Raw genomic sequence first — 16,519 nt, 5'->3', positions numbered from 1 at the left:
TTCACAGACAACCGTCCAAGGAACAGTCCCTGTGGTCGGGTTATTCAAAATCATATCCCAGTTCAACGTTGTCGATCAGCAACACATTTCCGACATGGGGATCCCCATTAGTCTGCTTCACAACCAATGGGCTGGCCGGAATGTCCGTTCCCCCGGACGTACCGACCGACAAATCGGCATCGGAACTGAACAACAGACAGATTGTTGCTGCAGGTTTGGATGTATCGCTGTAGTTGAACGTCAGGGTTCGTTTAGACATGGCCGACTGTTCCGTCGCGTCCGTACAGGTTGCCTCGGCAATCTGCGATCCGTCAGCCGCCAGTAATGCAGCCCGCACATAAAAACCGGATGTTCCAGCTACGGGCGTAAATTGATACTGGAACGAAAGTGTAGCCGGACGGGACACAAATGCAGCACCTTCGGTTTTCTCTTCCGCTACAAATGCATCATATACATAATCTAACTTGGTTGTATACGGTTTAGTGGTTAAACCGGAGAAATCCGCCTCGTAATATTCCCACGTCTCCGTTGCATTGGACGGTTGCGAGAAGCTATATGTTCCAAGGAATAAGATACCCGCACTGGTATTTCGAACACGAGCGCCCAATTCCGGAGAACCTACCTTACCGGTACCCAACAGAATCGAACCGTACCAGCCTTTATCATCACCTCCGCTTTTGGAATAGCACCCACGTCCCCATGCAGTGGTGCGCAGTTGAACGGCCTTACGCACATAGTTCCCGGGGTTGGTCACCAACGTAGCGCCATTATTGGCCGACACCTCCGACACGGCAACATCGACACCGCTCCCCAACGGGTTCTGCGAGAGTGCAGCCTGCGAAGTGGTCAGCGGGTTACGAGTGGCCCATCCAGCCGGCGGAGCCTGAACCGTCACACCGAGTGCCGTCGTCGACGCCTCCTCATTCCACCCCGTAGCAAAACCACCATCCACCAGTCCCGGTACACCCAGTGCCTGCTCGGTGGTCCAAACGGGTTGAGAGGGGGAAATCCCTTCTTCATTTGCCATCACCCGGAACTCATACTCCGTACCGGGTTGCAGCCCCTTCAGAGCGTATTGAGCCGCAAACATACCCTGCTCGTCGGCAACACCTCCGTTCAGAGCCGTAACCGTCACATCGGAACCTTCCACCGCACTGTTCCACGAGTCGGAAGAGGTTCGACGATACTGGAGCACAGGATGCGTCCCGTTCAGAATATCGTAATTGGCTTTTATCGTGAAGAACGCCCGTTTAGCCCAAATATCGGCCTCCGCAATATCGGAAAAGAGCACTGTCGGCGACTTAATCTCGGCCTTCACTACACAGGGGTTATCCACCTCGGGCGTTTGGTCATAATTGTCCGTAAGTTCAAAACCGAAGTCATACGTTGCCGAACCCGTTTGCGACACCGTCATACATCCCGTAAAATCGATCCATACGTCGGTCGAGATTGCCGCATCTTCCGGCGAATTGAGCCCTTCACTCCACACAAAACCGGCAGCACGGAGTTTTTCACGCATCGGATCCTCGGCCCCCAGAGCGGCCAGGTCGATTTCAATCACCCCATCCAGTTTCGAAGCCAAAGCGCCACTGGCCCCGTCGTTCATCCGAATAACCAGCGAATAGACGCCTCCCGGGACATGGGCTGCATAATTCCATTTGGGAACCTCGCCCTCAAAGACAGACTGCTGCACCCCACTTACAAAACCCGTCGGCGTCACGGTCGGTTTATCTTTAGGCAGGAAGTAACGCGGAATTTCAACCGTAATATCCTTTTCGGGGTTCAACTCGTCATCCGTTCCGATGATTATGACCTGCGAACTACCCTGATCCGACGAGACTTTCAGTTTCAGTTTGTACCAATCCGCTGCATCCGCTTTCGCCAGAGGCTCGGGAGAGAAGGTCAACTCCTCGCCCTTATCGGTCACCAAATTAAACCTCATTCTCACACTGCCCGGTTCGAAAAAGCCGCTTCGGGTCTCATCCTTTTCAAACCGGAGCGAATCGGCTCCTTTCGTTCGGATATCCACCGAATAATCCGCATAGTAGAATCCGAAATTTTCGTCAAACTCAACCGAGATTTTAGCCGTAGCCAGTTTTGCGACCAGTGCGATGTCAAGTTCATCGCCGGCCGCTATCACAAATTTCTCTTCGGCCCGATAGATATAAGTGTCGAAGGCCGGAATTTTCGAACCTTCGGGTTTATACTCGGCGACGATTTTATAGGCCCCGGGCGTAAATTTCAGTGTAGAGGGCACCTCATTGAACGAGGCATAACGTGCCAGGGTATCTTCGTGGGTATTGATAATATAGACAGCCAGATCCTGATACGGATCGAGTGTCGGCTGCGAGGTTTTGGATATGCTTTGTTCGTTTTCGGTCGTATCGAGCCCGACCGACAGATGTACGACAGCCTCGCCCTCCTCTCCCAAAGGGGTATTGCGTTTGGAGCAGCCTGCCATCAGGACAGTTGCCCAAATCATCATTAGCACGATCCGCAATCCGGGGCTCAGTTTGCTCATCAATTTTGGTTTAAGCACAACGGTTATCTGTTTCGACAGATACTGAATCGAAGCAAAGGTACACGATTTTTCCGAACCTCCAACTCCCGGACTTAAAAACGGACCATAAATAACCCATTCATTCCCAATATATTAATTGGAGACCATCGTACCGGAAAATCAGACCACCGTTGGTCTTTTTGTCAGCATCAATGACAATTGGCCTGTGTCGAGCAGCTGCCGCACGACCCGTCGCACCCCTCGGGGAAATAAGCCTTATTGCCCAGACGCTCAGCCTCTTCGCGTCGAATCTGAGCCGAAGCACACTCGATGCCCAGACGCTTCATATCGCGGTTGCTGCCCACATCACTCTCCAGGTCATGCCCCTTGCGGATGCGGGTAATCGAAAGCCCCAGGACAAAAAAAGCGAGTGCAACGACGGCAATCAGTACGGTAATCAGGAAGGTTGACATAATCACGCTCAATTTAAAAAACTTACCCGAAATTTACGGAGGCAAAATTAGTGTAAATTTTCGCTAATTTTGTAATTCATTACTCGACCAACTGAGATTATGAAGATACTCATAGCCGGCGCCGGCGAAGTGGGAAGCCACCTCGTGAAGATGCTCAGCAACGAATACCACGACATCACCATCATCGACGACGACGCAAAACGGCTCGACGAACTGACCGCCCTCTCGGACGTGCTCACCATCGAAGGCGACGTCACCTCGTTCGAGAGCCTCACCCGCGGCGAGGTGCAACGCTGCGACCTGTTCATGGCCGTCGGCCCCGAAGAGAACACCAACATCCTCTCGGCCACACTGGCCAAACAACTCGGCGCCAAGAAAGCCATCGCCCGCATCGACAACGACGAATACCTCCAGCCCAACAACAAAGAGGTATTCATCAACATGGGGATCGACTATCTCTTCTACCCCGAAAAAGTGGCCGCACAGGAGGTCATCACCCTGCTGGGCCACTCCTCCACCACCGAGTACGTCGACTTCTCGGGCGGCAAACTCTCGCTCGTGGTATTCCGGCTCGACGTCTCCTCGCCGCTCATCGGGCGCACACTGATCGAAATCACCCGCGATCGCGAAAATCTCGAATACCGCACCGTAGCCATCTCGCGCGGCGGACGGACCATCATTCCCCGCGGCGAAGACACCTTCGAAGAGGGCGACATGGTCTACGTCATCTCGGGTCGCAACTCCGTCAAAGAGGTGATGGAATTCTCCGGCCGTCCCAACATCGAAGTCAAGAACCTGATGATCCTGGGCGGATCGCGCATTGGCCGCCGCATTGCCAAGGAGCTCCAGAACGAAATCAACATCAAGCTGGTCGACTACAACCCCGAGAAGGCCTACAAACTGGCCGAGATGCTCGACAAGACGCTCATCATCGCCGAAGACGGCCGCAAGAGCGAAGTGATGCTCGAAGAGGGACTCGACAAGATGGACGCCTTCGTGGCTCTGACCGGCCGGGCCGAGACCAACATCCTCGCCGCGATGCTCGCCAAACGGATGGGCGTCAAGAAAGTGATCGCCGAAGTCGAGAACATGAACTACATCTCGCTGGCCGAAAGCATCGGTATCGACACCATCATCAACAAGAAACTCATCACCGCCAGCTCCATCTTCCGCTTCACGATGAACACCGACGTACAGGCCATCAAGTGTCTGAACGGATGCGACGCCGAAGTGCTCGAATTCATCGCCAAACCCGGCAGCCCCGCCACCAAAGGCAAAATCAAACACATCAACTTCCCGCGCGAAGCCATTCTGGGCGGCGTCGTGCGCGGCGACAAGGCGATGATCGCCACCGGGAACGTCGAAATCAAGGCCTACGACCGCGTCGTAGTCTTCGCCCTGCCCACAGCCATCAGCAAAGTCGGCTGCTTCTTCGGATAAACCCCATACTAACTTATATATCGAAATGAAACGCTCCTCCTCACTTTTGCTGAGTCTGTGCCTGACCCTCGGCATACTGTCCACCGCAGCCCAGGCCACAGAATGGCACAACCCCATCGACTCGGCCGCCGTAGCCCGCGGCGTTGACAACATCCACGGACGCGGGTTCTGCCTGAACAACTACACCCGTCTGCCCGAATCGGCCCACGGCATCATCCGCGACGCCGTCTGGGGGCTGGCCCAGAACAGCGCCGGTCTCTATCTGGAATTCACCACCAACTCTCCCGAACTCACCGTCCGGTACGAAGTGACCGGCGGCCACGCCATGCCCCACATGCCCGCCACGGGCGTGAGCGGCGTCGATCTCTACAACGAACGCGGCCAGCGCTGCTGGGGCAGCTACTCGTTCGGGACGCCCATCACCTACAGCTACAAACAGCTGCCCGACAGCACCCAAGGGTGCCGATACACCCTCTACCTGCCGCTCTACAACACCGTACGGAAACTGGAGATCGGCGTACGCGACGGATCGAGCTTCGCCTTTATCCCCGCCGACAAAAGCGCCAAACCCATCGTCATCTACGGCACCTCGATCGCTCAGGGAGCCTGCGCCTCCCGTCCCGGCATGGCCTGGAGTAACCTGCTCCACCGCCAGACCGGCCAACCCATCGTCAACCTCGGCTTCTCCGGCAACGGACGGCTCGAACGCGAAGTAATCGACTACATCGTCCAGATTCCCGCCTCGCTCTACATTGTCGACTGCATGCCCAACATGGACTTCACGGAAGACAGCATCTACACCCTGGTTCTGAACACCGTGCACCAGATCCGCGCGAGCCACCCGCAAACCCCGATCCTGCTGACCGAACACCCCGGATACGCCAACCGCGAAACCAACGCCTACGAGCGCAATCAGGATGCGTTGCGCGACCGTGCGCAACGCAAAGCCTACGCCCAGCTGCAGAAAGAGGGTGTCAAAGGTCTCCACTACCTCAGCCGCGAAGAACTCGGCATGCCGGCCGACGCCCTGGTCGACATCATCCACCCCTCGGACTACGGGATGGAGATATACGCCCGTGCCCACGCCCGCAAAGTGGCTAAAATTTTGAAACTGAAACTGCATTAAACCTATGAAAGCGATTCTCGGCCTGCCCCTGCTCGGTCTGCTGGTACTCGGCACCTCGTGCACCCCGAAAGCAAAAACCTACGCCACCGTCGACGGATTCACCCAGGGCAGCACCTACCACATCGTCTACAACGATCCCCAGGGGCGCGACCTGCGGACCAACATCGAAGAGCTGCTCGAAGATTTCGACAATTCGCTCTCGGTCTACAACCCCAGTTCGCTGCTGACCCGGCTGAACGCCAACGACCCCGCGGCACAGCCCGACCCCTGGATCAGCGAATGCCTCGAAATTTCGCGCACCATCAGCGACGACACCGACGGCGCCTTCGACGTGACCCTGCGCCCGCTCATTGCCGCCTACCGCATCGGCACCGAGGATACGCCCCACCTGCTTTCGCAACACGAAATTGACTCGATCCGCGTCTTCACCGGCTACAAAAAGGTGAAGATCGACAACGGTCGTCTGGTCAAAGAAGACCCGCGCCTGGCGCTCGACTTCAACGCCATCGCCCAGGGCTACTCGGCCGATCTGATGGCCCGCATGTTCGACAGCCTCGGCATTCCAGACTACATGGTCGAGATCGGCGGCGAAATTTACTGCAAGGGCCATAACCCCAGCGGCGATGAGTGGAAAGTAGGCATCGACCGCCCCGTCGAAGGCAACATGGTTCCCGGCGAAGACCTGCAGACCATCATCAAACTCACCGATCGCGGGCTGGTCACCTCCGGCAACTACCGCAAGTTCGCCTACGACGAAAACGGCAACAAAGTGACCCATACGATCGACCCGCATACCCTGCGTCCGTCGGTCCACAACCTGCTTTCGGCCACGATCATCGCCCCCAATGCCACCATTGCCGACGGATACGCCACCGTATGTATGGTCATCGGGCTCGAGAAGAGCAAACAACTGCTGGAGCGCCATCCCGAACTGGAAGCCTATCTGGTTTTCAGCCAGGCAGACGGCACCATGGGCGTCTACACCACTCCGAACATCCGCAAACGGGTCATCAAATAGCCCCCCACGCTTCACAGCATGCACCGCGGCCAGACATTTACCACGGTGCACGCCATAAGCGTCACAGCCCCCAGCCCCGGATGCAGAACACCTCGTCGACGCCCCCGTTGGCCGTCGCGCAACCCCGGCAGAGGCACGCACTCCTCCCTCTCCCCCGACATCCAAGGATACCGATACACTACCGACCATGAAAAATATCCTGTTTCTCTATAATCCCGTTTCCGGCGAAGCACAGATCGTCTCGCAGCTCGACCGGATCACGATGTACTACCAGCGCGCCGGATATGCCGTGACCCTCTTCCGCATCACCCGCGACCGGGGGCTGTCGCACCTGGCCGACCTGATCCAGGCCCACCAACCCGAGCACCTGCTGGTTGCCGGCGGCGACGGCACCATCAATCGGCTGGTAAACTATCTGAAACACAAGAACGTCACCATTCCGATCGCCATCCTGCCGATGGGGACGGCCAACGACTTCGCCCGCCTGATCGGCATGCCCGACACGCTGAACGACGCCTGCAACGCCATTCTGAACGGCGAAGTCCGCCAGTTGGACATGGGGCGGGTCAACAACCGTTACTTCATCAACGTATTCAGTTGCGGCCTCTTTACCGACGTATCGCAGAAGACTCCGACCGCCCTGAAAAACACCTTCGGGAAACTGGCCTACTACGTCAGCAGCATCAGCGAACTCCCCTCGTTCCGCAAAATGAACATCGAAGTCACGGCCGACGAAATCTCGTTCAAAGGGAGCTGCCTGCTCCTGTTGGTATTCAACGGACGAACGGCCGGCAATCTTCGCCTGGCCTCACACTCCAGCGCCGAAGACGGTCTGCTGGACGTGCTGATTATCCGAGGCGAGAACATTATGGAGAGCATCAAAAACGTATTCCACTTTCTGGTTCGGAAGAAGGACGCTCCCTACCCCACCGACATCGTCTACTTCCAGACCCGACGTCTCCACATCGAGAACGACCAACCCACCTCGGACATTGACGGCGAGAAGGGACCCGACTTCCCGCTCGACATCGAATGTCTGCCCGCCAGCCTGCCGATTATCATGCCGCGCATTCCAGAAAAATAAGTCCCCACACAAGCAGGACACCCGGTTCTCGATTACCGTTCGGCAAAGCATCGGAGGTGCAGAGAAAACGAGCGAGGCGGAATCCCTTGAAAAGGATTCCGCCTCGCTCGTTTTTACAGCCACCCTGCGGGTATGCGGTCAAATACTGAGGGATTAAGCGCTGATATGGGCAAACAGTAGATAGGCCACAATCAGCGTCAAAATGATATTAAACGCTTGAGCGATCAGAAAGCTCCAAAGCGGTTTTTTGAAACTCTTATTGAAAATATCCTTAAAGCGGGTTTCGAGCCCAATGCAGACAAAGGCAATGGCAAAGAAAGTGCCTTGCAGGTTTTTGGTTACACTTCCCACACTTTTAGCCGTTTCGATCGGCATGGCAAAACTGAAGATCAGCGACGCCACCACGAAACCTAGCACGAACTTCGGGAAACGTTCCCACAGCACGCCAGCCGTCGGTTTCTCACGATGGTCTTTCCCTTTGTACGACCAGTAGATCGAGATGGCGAAAGCTGCCAGACCCAGCAGCACGTTCTGCGAGAATTTCACGATAACGCTGTACTTTTCGGCCGTTTCGCCCAGCACCGACCCGGAAGCCACCACAGCCCCGGTCGTGTCGATCGTCCCCCCCATCCAGGCACCGGCCACCTCGGGCGACAGCCCCATCCATTTAGCCAGGTAAGGCATGAAATACATCATCGGGATGGCCACCACGAGCACCAGCGAGATAACATAGGACAGTTTCTTGCTGTCCCCCTTGATGGCGCCGCAAGTGGCAATCGCAGCCGACACCCCGCAAATGGAGACGGCACTGGCCAGCATGGTGGACATTTCGCGATCGACGCCGAACTTACGGGCGATCCAGTACCCGAAATTCCATACACAGAATACCACGACAAGAGCCTGAATCAATCCGAGCGCGCCGGCCTGCATAATCTCGCCGAAAATCACGGTCGTACCCAGCAGAACGAGGCCGATCTTCACGTAAAATTCGCTTTGAAGCGCCGGTTTCATCCACTTGGGTACCCCGACCGTATTGCTGACGAGCAGACCGAGAGCGACGGCAAAAAATACGCTTTCCAGTCCGGTCGTCTCCTTGATGGCAGGCGACGAAGCGATATACTGGGCCAGCATCGCAATAGCGAAGATCACCACCAGCGAGGGCAAAATTCCCCGGCTGGGTCGTCCCAATATCTTGCATGCCGCATAGACAATCAGGAACAGCCCTGCAATCAGGATCACGATATTCTGCCAACTGCCCAGTGTGGAGAGTGTTTTGGGCAGCGTAGGCATCCATCCGGCCGGCATCACGATCGCAAGAATCATGATGATAAGCCCGGCTCCTACAGCGAGCCAGTCTTCAGTCTTAAAATGGTTCAAAAGGCGTTGTCTGGTCATTCTCAATGTTTATTTTCTTATTATTCTATTTCTATTGCGCAGCGCACTGCGGCCGTTGCTTACCGCCGCATTCAAGCTGCCGGGGTTTCAAATGAATTACCTTTTGTGCCGAAACATTTCCGATCTGCTGTCCGCATTTGTCAACAATAACAAACCTCTATTCGTCCTACTCATTGCGTTCTTTCCGACCTCACGGAGCACTCAAACGGTCATGTCCCAGTCTTAACAACTCACTTTGCCCACACCTCACTCAAAATTTGATTATCGTTCACGCTCCTTCGCTTCCTTTCTCCTATCATCCGCTTAGCCAACCAGAGGATCACCCTACTCATACCTTCCACACAGAAACTACACGGCACCACTCTACTGCGACGGAATTACTTCGACAGCCAGACCTATCCCTCCACTCCATTTTCACCCATGCTACTCACCTGCCAACTTCCCCCCTCCATTCAGCGCCGCTAACGTTTCATCGCACGATCCATATCCCGCTTCGCATCCTTCTCCTTCAGGTTCTCACGCTTGTCGTACTTCTTCCGCCCGCGCGCCAAACCGATCACCAGTTTCGCCAAACCACGGTCGTTGATAAACAGTCGCAGCCCTACCACCGTCAGACCTTTATCCTGCAAGGCGCGTTCGATTTTCACAAGTTCCTTACGGTTGAGCAGCAGCTTACGGTCGCGCTTAGGTTGGTGGTTGTTATAGGTACCCCAATGGTACTCGGCAATGTTCATCCCGCGGACAAACATCTCACCTCGATGCAGATAGCAGTAGCAGTCTACCAGACTGGCTTTGTTCATCCGCACGGACTTGATCTCAGTCCCGGTCAGGACGATACCGGCCACCCACTCTTCGAGGATTTCATAATCAAAGGTGGCACGCTTGTTTTTGATCGATATTTTCGCTTGTTTCTGTTCTGCCATAATTTCAGGATACAAAGATAATGATTCTGACCGAGCGTGCAGTACGTCCAAATACCTAAAGCGTTCTTTCTGACCGCACGATCTGCCATGTCCCCTACTCATTCAACAGGGCCCTCCAGCTATACCGTCCTGCGTACACACCGCCCCCTGTCAACCGCGACTGTTCCTTACTGCATTCACTTTATTGGCTCCACAATTTCAATACTCTAGTCCCTCATCATATACCAACTACTCTGTCCACGATCCTCCTCTCCCAGTTTCACGCCTCCACAAAAACAGAAAGCCCGGAGCCTATCCGGCTCCGGGCTTCTATTACCTTTCGGTCGTTAAGGCCGATTAGTATTTCATTTTGTATTTCACTTTCACGATTTCAGCGAACTGAGCGTGTTCGAAGAATTCGTAGAAGTTAACTTCGGTAGCAGCCAGTTCGGCAGCTTCTGCATTCTGGTTGATAGCGGCTTTGAGGTTCGATACCAGAGCGTTTGCATCACCTTCCTGAGCAGCGATAACGGCTTTCACGTAGTTAGCACGCCAGGTGTTCATGCCAGCGAGTTGCTGTTTAGCTTTGGCAACGTTACCGTTCAGCAGCTCAGCCAGAGCCTGGTTGTAACCGTCGAGGGTACGGGCAGCGGCAGCGTAGTTACCGTTAGCCAGTTCAACGAGGCCTTTGTTGTATTTAGCTTCGGGAGCCGACGATGCTGCGAAGAATTTGGCAGCTTCAGCTTTTTTACCTTCAGCCAGGGCTACAACGCCGAGGTTGTTGATGACGTTCGGGTCGGTGTTGTTCAGCGAAGCGGCTTTCAGGAATGCGTTTTTGGCACCTGCATAGTCACCTTCGTTGGCCAGCACTACACCGAGGTTGTTGTAACCACGATAGCAGTTGTATTTTTCAGCAGCTGCTTTGTAGATTTTGGCTTTGGTAGCGTTGTCGCTGTAGAGGGTAGCTGCGAAGAGCATTTCTTCTACTTTCAGTTTGTTGATGTCGGTAGCGACAGCTTCTTTGAGTTCGGCATCGGTCAGACCTTGAACCTGAACGTTAACGGTCATTTTCGAACGACGCAGTTCGGGGAGGATCTTTTCAGCCAGCACTTTGAAGGCAGCGCTCATGTTTTTGATTTCGCGGTCACGAACCTGCGGATCGCTGTACATCGACAGAACTTGGAGAATCAGGGCTTTGTCGGGGATATCCGAAGCTTCTACCAGTTCTTTGAAGCCTTCCCAGTCTTCACCCATTGCGTTCACGTCAAATTTGGTGTCGGCCGGAACTTTGTCTTTTTTGAATTTGGCGCTCATGGCTTTCTGGGTAGCGGCACCACGGTCTTTCGACAGTTTGTCGTTGAAGGCCAGCGGACCATCCGGAGAAGCGTAAGCCTGGGTGTAAACATCACCTACGGTTTTCTTAGCGTCACCGCTGTTGGCGATGATGAAGTCCTGCAGGGCTTTGATGTCTTCTTTGTTCAGTTCGGTCGAGCGCACGTTCGAGCGGTTGATGGCGAACATGATCTTAGCCGATTCCGAGATGTTGGTTACGCGCTGGAAGGCATCGGGAGCGATGGCAACTTTAGCGTAGTTGTCGGCCATCAGCTGCAGCGAGCTTACACCGTTGGCAACCACGATCGGGGTTTTGTATTCGGTGAAGTTTTTGATTTTCTTGCCGCGTTTCAGACATTTGGCTTCTGCTTTGAGCACGAGCTGCGACAGACGCATCGACGGGTTGTAGGGGATAGCTACTTCCATCGTAACCGAACCGCCAGAGTAGGGAACTACGGTGTAGTTGTCCTGAACTTTTTCGCCCTGGAAGAATTTCGGTTCACCGGCATATTCGGTACCGTCGATAGCCGATACGATCACCGGGGTAACTTTCAGTACTCCATATTTGTGGAATACTTTGGCAGGAATGTTCACGGTAACGGTAGCGATGGCATTGTCACCTTTGAGGGTAACAATTTCCGGAGCGCTGGTTACGGTGATACCCTGTGCGGTTTTCTTCATCATCTTGCTGAAGCAATTACAGCTGGTGAGAAGAGCAGCCGCTGCGATAACCGCGAGACTGATGTTAAAAAACTTTCTCATAGTCAGTTAATTGTTATTTAATTGGTTTTTATGTTTCGGTCCTATGCTCTCAATGAATTACAAAGTTACAAATTTGTTTCGGAAATTTCTTTAGGAAGAGCGAAAAAATTCACTTGCGCTTTTCCTCCGTTTCCGTATGCAGTAACCGGAGCAATCCATTGGGGAAGTGCTGACGGCTCGGGCTATTTTGCTTTTTCGCTTTTTTCACCCTTGTCGCCCTTTTCGAGCAACACTTTGCGCGAAAGTTTCAGTTTGCCGTTTTTGGGATCGATGGCGATCAGTTTCACGTCGATCATGTCTCCCTCCTTGATACCGGTTTCTTCCATGGTTTCGAAGCGACGGTGGGCGATTTCCGAAATGTGGAGCAGGCCGTCCTTACCGGGCAGGATTTCGACAAACGCGCCGAATGCCACGATGGATTTCACCTTACCGTGATATATGGTACCCACTTCGGGAACGGCGGTCATGGCCTTGATCTTGGCGATGGCTGCTTCAACACCTTCTTTATTGGCGCCGAATACGTCCACTTTACCGATTTCACCCTCTTCGGTGATGGTGATGGTCGTACCGGTTTCTTTCTGCATCTCCTGGATTACTTTACCGCCCGGACCGATCACGGCACCGATAAAGTCTTTCGGGATGGTGATCTGAACCATGCGCGGTACGTGCGGTTTATAGTCGGGACGCGGTGCGGCAATGGTGTCGGTCAGTTTGCCGAGGATGTACATACGGCCCTGACGGGCTTGTTCGAGGGCGGCGGCGAGTACATCGTAGCTCAGACCGTCCACTTTAATGTCCATCTGGGTGGCGGTGATACCGTCGGCGGTACCGGTTACTTTGAAGTCCATATCACCCAGGTGGTCTTCGTCACCGAGGATATCGGAAAGAACGGCAACGCGGTCGCCTTCGGCGATGAGGCCCATGGCAATCCCCGATACGGGTTTCTTGATCTGCACCCCGGCATCCATCAGAGCCAGCGTTCCGGCGCAGACCGTAGCCATCGAAGAGGATCCGTTGGATTCGAGAATGTCGGACACCACGCGAATGGCATAAGGGCACTCCTCTTCGGAGGGGATCATCGGTTTGAGGGCGCGGAATGCGAGGTTACCGTGACCGATTTCACGACGGGAAAGGCCACGTGCGGGACGGGCTTCACCGGTCGAGAAGGGGGGGAAGTTATAGTGAAGAACGAATCGCTCGGTCCCTTCGCGAAGGACGTCGTCAATTACTTTTTCATCAAGTTTTGTGCCAAGGGTAACGGTTGTGAGCGATTGAGTTTCACCACGGGTAAAAATAGCCGAGCCGTGGGGCGCGGGCAGGTAACCCACTTCGCACCAGATGGGGCGGATTTCGGTAGTTTTACGGCCGTCGAGGCGGATCCCTTCGTTCAGGATCATGTTACGCATGGCGGGTTTGAGCGAGTAGTCGTGGAAGTAACGACGAATCATGGTCTCTTTGGCGGCACGTTCATCTGCACCCCATTTGGCTTCGAAATCGGCCAGATACTGGTCGAGAATTTCGTCAAACTTGTCGCTGCGTTCGTGTTTCGGGAGCTGGCTTTTGGCCACTTCGTAGACCTTGTCGTAGGTCATGCGGGCCACATCGTCGCGCAGACCCCAGTCGTTTTGCTCGTGGCAGTAGGTACGTTTTTCGGTTTTGCCGACCTCCTGCATGAGTTCGATCTGTGCCTGGCACTGTTTTTTGATCTCCTCGTGGGCGAATTTGATGGCGTCGAGCATCACGGCTTCGGACACCTCTTTCATTTCGCCTTCGACCATCATGATGTTGTCAAGGGTGGCAGCAACCATGATGTCGAGATCACAGGCATCGCCTTCCATCTGCGAGAAGGTGGGGTTGATCACGAACTGGCCGTTGATGCGGGCCACGCGGACTTCGGAGATCGGGCCGCCAAAGGGGAGGGTCGATACGGCGATTGCCGACGAGGCTGCCAATCCTGCCAACGCGTCGGGTTGGATGTCAGGATCTGCCGACAGCAGGGTGACAGTCACGAAGACTTCGGCATGGAAGTCGCTGGGGAAAAGGGGACGCAGGGCGCGGTCGATCAGACGCGCTACGAGAATTTCGTAATCCGAGGGGCGAGCTTCGCGTTTGAGGAAGCCGCCGGGGAAACGGCCGTTTGCGGCATATTTTTCTTTGTACTCGACGGACAGGGGCAGAAAATCGACGTCTTCCTTGGCGTCTTTGGCGGCCACGACGGTAGCCAGCAGCATGGTGTCGCCCTGGCGCACGACGACCGCACCGTCGGCCTGTTTGGCCAGCTTACCGGTCTCGATCTCGATGGTACGCCCGCCGCTGAGTTCGATGGTCTTTTTGGTTGCGTTGTAATACATGTTCTTTTAGCTGTTTTTCCTTGTGTAAATTTGGGGCTAAGATACAAAAAAAACAGCCCCCGCAAACATTCGGAACCGTGTTTCGTAAAAAAGAGGACGGTTTCTCCGTTTTTGGCAGAGAAACCGTCCCTCAAGTGTCTTTCTGAATTATTTACGCAGGCCGAGTGCTTTGACGATGGCACGGTAGCGTTCGATATCGGTTTTCACCAGATAGTCGAGCATGCTGCGGCGTTTACCTACCAGACGAAGCAGGGCGCGTTGGGTGTTGTAGTCGTGTTTGTGCTGTTTGAGGTGTTCGGTCAGGTGTGCGATCCGGTACGAGAACAGCGCGATCTGGCTTTCGGCAGAACCGGTATCGGTGGTACCTTTGCCATAATTCTGAAACAGTTCCTGTTTCTTTTCGGTGTTGATGTAAGTGCTCATGTAATTATACGGTCTATTAATTAAAAGCGGGGCAAAGGTAACACTTTTTTCCCGATTTCCAATCCCGAGCCACACCTTTTTGCGCCGGCCGGTCTTCGGACCACCCTACTCCAGCGACAGATAGCGGATAAAGAGCACCCCTTTCGGGGCGATCGTCACCTCCTGATCCATCTTCAGGGGGTACCCGCCGAGCACATGGAACAGGGAGTAGTTGCCGGGGCAGGTATGGAGTCCCATCTCGGCATGGCTCACGGCAAAGACGGTCTCTTCCTCACCGCTTTTATTGAACACGGCCACCCAGCCGTTGTCCGCAGGGCCGTTTTCGCTGACGCTCCACACCTCTTTGGAGGGGGTATCCATCAGCAGTGCCGCCTTGCCGCCCTGACGGAAACAGGCAATCAGTTCGTCGTCGCCGTACTCCGCAACGGCCGTCGAGTCGGTGCCTTCGAGCCGCAGCGCGGCACGAACGGCCGCATCGGGAGCCACCTCCTTCTTTTCGGGCGTTTGCCCCCAGGCTACACTGCCAATCAGCAGAAAGAGGGCAACAAGGATCCAGGGTCTGCGTTTCATTTTCATAGTAATCGGAAATTACGGGATGTACACTTCGAGCAGTTTCCCTTTGCCTTTGAGAATCACTTCGTTCATCTCGGCGGGAATCAGGACCGTTTCGCCCTTTTTGATCGTCTCGCTGCCGCCCTCGTATTCGAGTTCGAGCTGGCCATCGAGACAGATGTAGATCACGAACGAATCGAGCGGCGCATAGTCACGCTCAGCAGTACCGTCCACAATCAGCGAATTGGTCTGGAAATAGGGGCACTTTTCGAGCGTCACGGGAGCGTTGACACGCGGTGCGGCCACCGTTTTATAATCCGAACGGGCCTTGTATTCGATGGCATCGAGGGCCAGTTCGGTGTGCAATTCGCGTCCCTTGCCGGTTTTGGGATCGACACGGTTCCAGTCGAAGACACGGTACGTAATGTCGGAGGTCTGCTGGATTTCGGCAATCAGCAGCCCTTTCCCGATGGCATGGATCGTACCCGAGGGGATAAAATAGGAGTCGCCGTCCGCCACGGTGTAGGCGTTCAGCAGTTCGGCCAGCCGACCGGCTTCGAGGTATTCGAGGTATTTCGCCCGATCAACGGGTTGGTTGAAGCCGAGATAGAGTTTCGCCCCCTCTTCGTGCCCCACCACGTACCACATTTCGGTCTTGCCGAACGAGTGGTGACGCTCGGCGGCGAGTTTATCGTCGGGGTGCACCTGAATGGAGAGGTTGTCGTCGGCATCGATCAGTTTGATGAGCAGCGGGAACTCCTCGCCGTATTTTTCGAACACTTTGTCGCCGACCAGATCACCCATATAGATTTCGACCAGTTCCTGCAGGTTATTGCCTTTCAGCGTACCGTTGGCCACCACGGAGATGTCGCCTTGCACACCGGAGAGCTCCCAGCTTTCGCCGATTTTACCTTCAGCAGGAAGTTGTTTGCCGAATGCGGTCTCGATTTTACGGCCGCCCCAGATACGTTCTTTGTAAATGGGTTTGAATTTCAACGGGTAGAGCATATTTCTATGTATTTTAATTCGTTTAGTTTCACGCTGTATCGGTGCACGCCGTTTTCACGACCGGACCGAGTTCCCGACCGAAAACGTTCGATCTTATCTTCGGAGGACCTGTACTCCATTTCCGCCTCCAACCACTCTTCCACCCCACGCACC

At 54.7% G+C, this 16,519-nt stretch carries 13 protein-coding genes; 4 read left to right on the top strand and 9 right to left on the bottom strand.

The annotated features are described in order from the left end of the window. Positions 1 to 40: 40 nt before the first annotated feature. Together BQ5379_RS09735 and BQ5379_RS09730 are read right to left on the bottom strand one after the other, a co-directional pair. Positions 41 to 2,521 carry a DUF4493 domain-containing protein gene (locus BQ5379_RS09735; RefSeq protein WP_071135250.1) on the bottom strand — a complete coding sequence of 827 codons (2,481 nt, stop codon included), beginning with the start codon at positions 2,519 to 2,521 and terminating at the stop codon, positions 41 to 43. A 188-nt stretch (positions 2,522 to 2,709) separates the two neighbouring features. Next, on the bottom strand, positions 2,710 to 2,973 hold the full coding sequence (locus tag BQ5379_RS09730) for a hypothetical protein (RefSeq protein ID WP_071135249.1): 264 nt from the start codon (positions 2,971 to 2,973) through the stop codon (positions 2,710 to 2,712). A 99-nt stretch (positions 2,974 to 3,072) separates the two neighbouring features. On the opposite strand from BQ5379_RS09730, the gene trkA reads away from it, so the two are divergent. The 4 genes from trkA to BQ5379_RS09710 all read left to right on the top strand — a co-directional run bounded on the left by trkA (position 3,073) and on the right by BQ5379_RS09710 (position 7,641). Further along, a complete protein-coding gene (gene trkA, locus BQ5379_RS09725) occupies positions 3,073 to 4,413 on the top strand; it encodes a Trk system potassium transporter TrkA (RefSeq protein ID WP_071135248.1) in 1,341 nt (446 codons plus the stop codon). A gap of 25 nt (positions 4,414 to 4,438) precedes the next feature. Continuing rightward, positions 4,439 to 5,539: an SGNH/GDSL hydrolase family protein gene (locus BQ5379_RS09720; RefSeq protein WP_083377699.1), complete on the top strand. Its 1,101-nt coding sequence runs from the start codon at positions 4,439 to 4,441 to the stop codon at positions 5,537 to 5,539. Positions 5,540 to 5,543: 4 nt separating this feature from the next. Continuing rightward, entirely contained in the window at positions 5,544 to 6,557 is a 1,014-nt protein-coding gene (locus tag BQ5379_RS09715) for an FAD:protein FMN transferase (protein ID WP_071135246.1), read from the top strand. A 187-nt stretch (positions 6,558 to 6,744) separates the two neighbouring features. Beyond that, on the top strand, positions 6,745 to 7,641 hold the full coding sequence (locus BQ5379_RS09710; RefSeq protein ID WP_071135245.1) for a YegS/Rv2252/BmrU family lipid kinase: 897 nt from the start codon (positions 6,745 to 6,747) through the stop codon (positions 7,639 to 7,641). A gap of 153 nt (positions 7,642 to 7,794) precedes the next feature. Here BQ5379_RS09710 and BQ5379_RS09705 read toward each other — a convergent pair whose 3' ends face one another. From BQ5379_RS09705 to BQ5379_RS09675, 7 genes are all read right to left on the bottom strand, one after another. Further along, positions 7,795 to 9,036, bottom strand: a complete 1,242-nt coding sequence (locus tag BQ5379_RS09705; RefSeq protein WP_071135244.1) for a YeiH family protein — start codon at positions 9,034 to 9,036, stop codon at positions 7,795 to 7,797. A gap of 461 nt (positions 9,037 to 9,497) precedes the next feature. Beyond that, complete coding sequence (smpB, locus tag BQ5379_RS09700; RefSeq protein WP_071135243.1) at positions 9,498 to 9,959, bottom strand: SsrA-binding protein SmpB; 462 nt, start codon at positions 9,957 to 9,959, stop codon at positions 9,498 to 9,500. 336 nt (positions 9,960 to 10,295) lie between these two features. Beyond that, positions 10,296 to 11,954 carry a tetratricopeptide repeat protein gene (locus tag BQ5379_RS09695; RefSeq protein ID WP_159431244.1) on the bottom strand — a complete coding sequence of 553 codons (1,659 nt, stop codon included), beginning with the start codon at positions 11,952 to 11,954 and terminating at the stop codon, positions 10,296 to 10,298. Between the two features lie 260 nt (positions 11,955 to 12,214). Continuing rightward, positions 12,215 to 14,383, bottom strand: coding sequence for a polyribonucleotide nucleotidyltransferase (locus BQ5379_RS09690; protein WP_071135241.1), 2,169 nt, complete (start codon positions 14,381 to 14,383; stop codon positions 12,215 to 12,217). A 147-nt stretch (positions 14,384 to 14,530) separates the two neighbouring features. Further along, positions 14,531 to 14,806, bottom strand: a complete 276-nt coding sequence (gene rpsO / locus BQ5379_RS09685; protein WP_071135240.1) for a 30S ribosomal protein S15 — start codon at positions 14,804 to 14,806, stop codon at positions 14,531 to 14,533. A 105-nt stretch (positions 14,807 to 14,911) separates the two neighbouring features. Further along, positions 14,912 to 15,376 carry a hypothetical protein gene (locus BQ5379_RS09680; protein ID WP_159431243.1) on the bottom strand — a complete coding sequence of 155 codons (465 nt, stop codon included), beginning with the start codon at positions 15,374 to 15,376 and terminating at the stop codon, positions 14,912 to 14,914. Between the two features lie 18 nt (positions 15,377 to 15,394). Then, complete coding sequence (locus tag BQ5379_RS09675; protein ID WP_071135238.1) at positions 15,395 to 16,366, bottom strand: type I phosphomannose isomerase catalytic subunit; 972 nt, start codon at positions 16,364 to 16,366, stop codon at positions 15,395 to 15,397. Positions 16,367 to 16,519 lie beyond the last annotated feature (153 nt).

It is taken from the genome of Millionella massiliensis (assembly GCF_900104655.1).
GTDB classification, from domain to species: domain Bacteria; phylum Bacteroidota; class Bacteroidia; order Bacteroidales; family Rikenellaceae; genus Rikenella; species Rikenella massiliensis.
The sequence above is the reverse complement of the archived record's forward strand: the minus strand, read 5'-3'. Positions and strand labels throughout refer to the sequence as shown.

Bases quoted from the DNA above. Each gene is read 5' to 3' on its own strand.
- BQ5379_RS09735 (WP_071135250.1), bottom strand. From the start codon at position 2,521: ATGAGCAAACTGAGCCCCGGATTGCGGATCGTGCTAATGATGATTTGG.
- BQ5379_RS09730 (WP_071135249.1), bottom strand. From the start codon at position 2,973: ATGTCAACCTTCCTGATTACCGTACTGATTGCCGTCGTTGCACTCGCT.
- trkA (WP_071135248.1), top strand. From the start codon at position 3,073: ATGAAGATACTCATAGCCGGCGCCGGCGAAGTGGGAAGCCACCTCGTG.
- BQ5379_RS09720 (WP_083377699.1), top strand. From the start codon at position 4,439: ATGAAACGCTCCTCCTCACTTTTGCTGAGTCTGTGCCTGACCCTCGGC.
- BQ5379_RS09715 (WP_071135246.1), top strand. From the start codon at position 5,544: ATGAAAGCGATTCTCGGCCTGCCCCTGCTCGGTCTGCTGGTACTCGGC.
- BQ5379_RS09710 (WP_071135245.1), top strand. From the start codon at position 6,745: ATGAAAAATATCCTGTTTCTCTATAATCCCGTTTCCGGCGAAGCACAG.
- BQ5379_RS09705 (WP_071135244.1), bottom strand. From the start codon at position 9,036: ATGACCAGACAACGCCTTTTGAACCATTTTAAGACTGAAGACTGGCTC.
- smpB (WP_071135243.1), bottom strand. From the start codon at position 9,959: ATGGCAGAACAGAAACAAGCGAAAATATCGATCAAAAACAAGCGTGCC.
- BQ5379_RS09695 (WP_159431244.1), bottom strand. From the start codon at position 11,954: ATGATGAAGAAAACCGCACAGGGTATCACCGTAACCAGCGCTCCGGAA.
- BQ5379_RS09690 (WP_071135241.1), bottom strand. From the start codon at position 14,383: ATGTATTACAACGCAACCAAAAAGACCATCGAACTCAGCGGCGGGCGT.
- rpsO (WP_071135240.1), bottom strand. From the start codon at position 14,806: ATGAGCACTTACATCAACACCGAAAAGAAACAGGAACTGTTTCAGAAT.
- BQ5379_RS09680 (WP_159431243.1), bottom strand. From the start codon at position 15,376: ATGAAACGCAGACCCTGGATCCTTGTTGCCCTCTTTCTGCTGATTGGC.
- BQ5379_RS09675 (WP_071135238.1), bottom strand. From the start codon at position 16,366: ATGCTCTACCCGTTGAAATTCAAACCCATTTACAAAGAACGTATCTGG.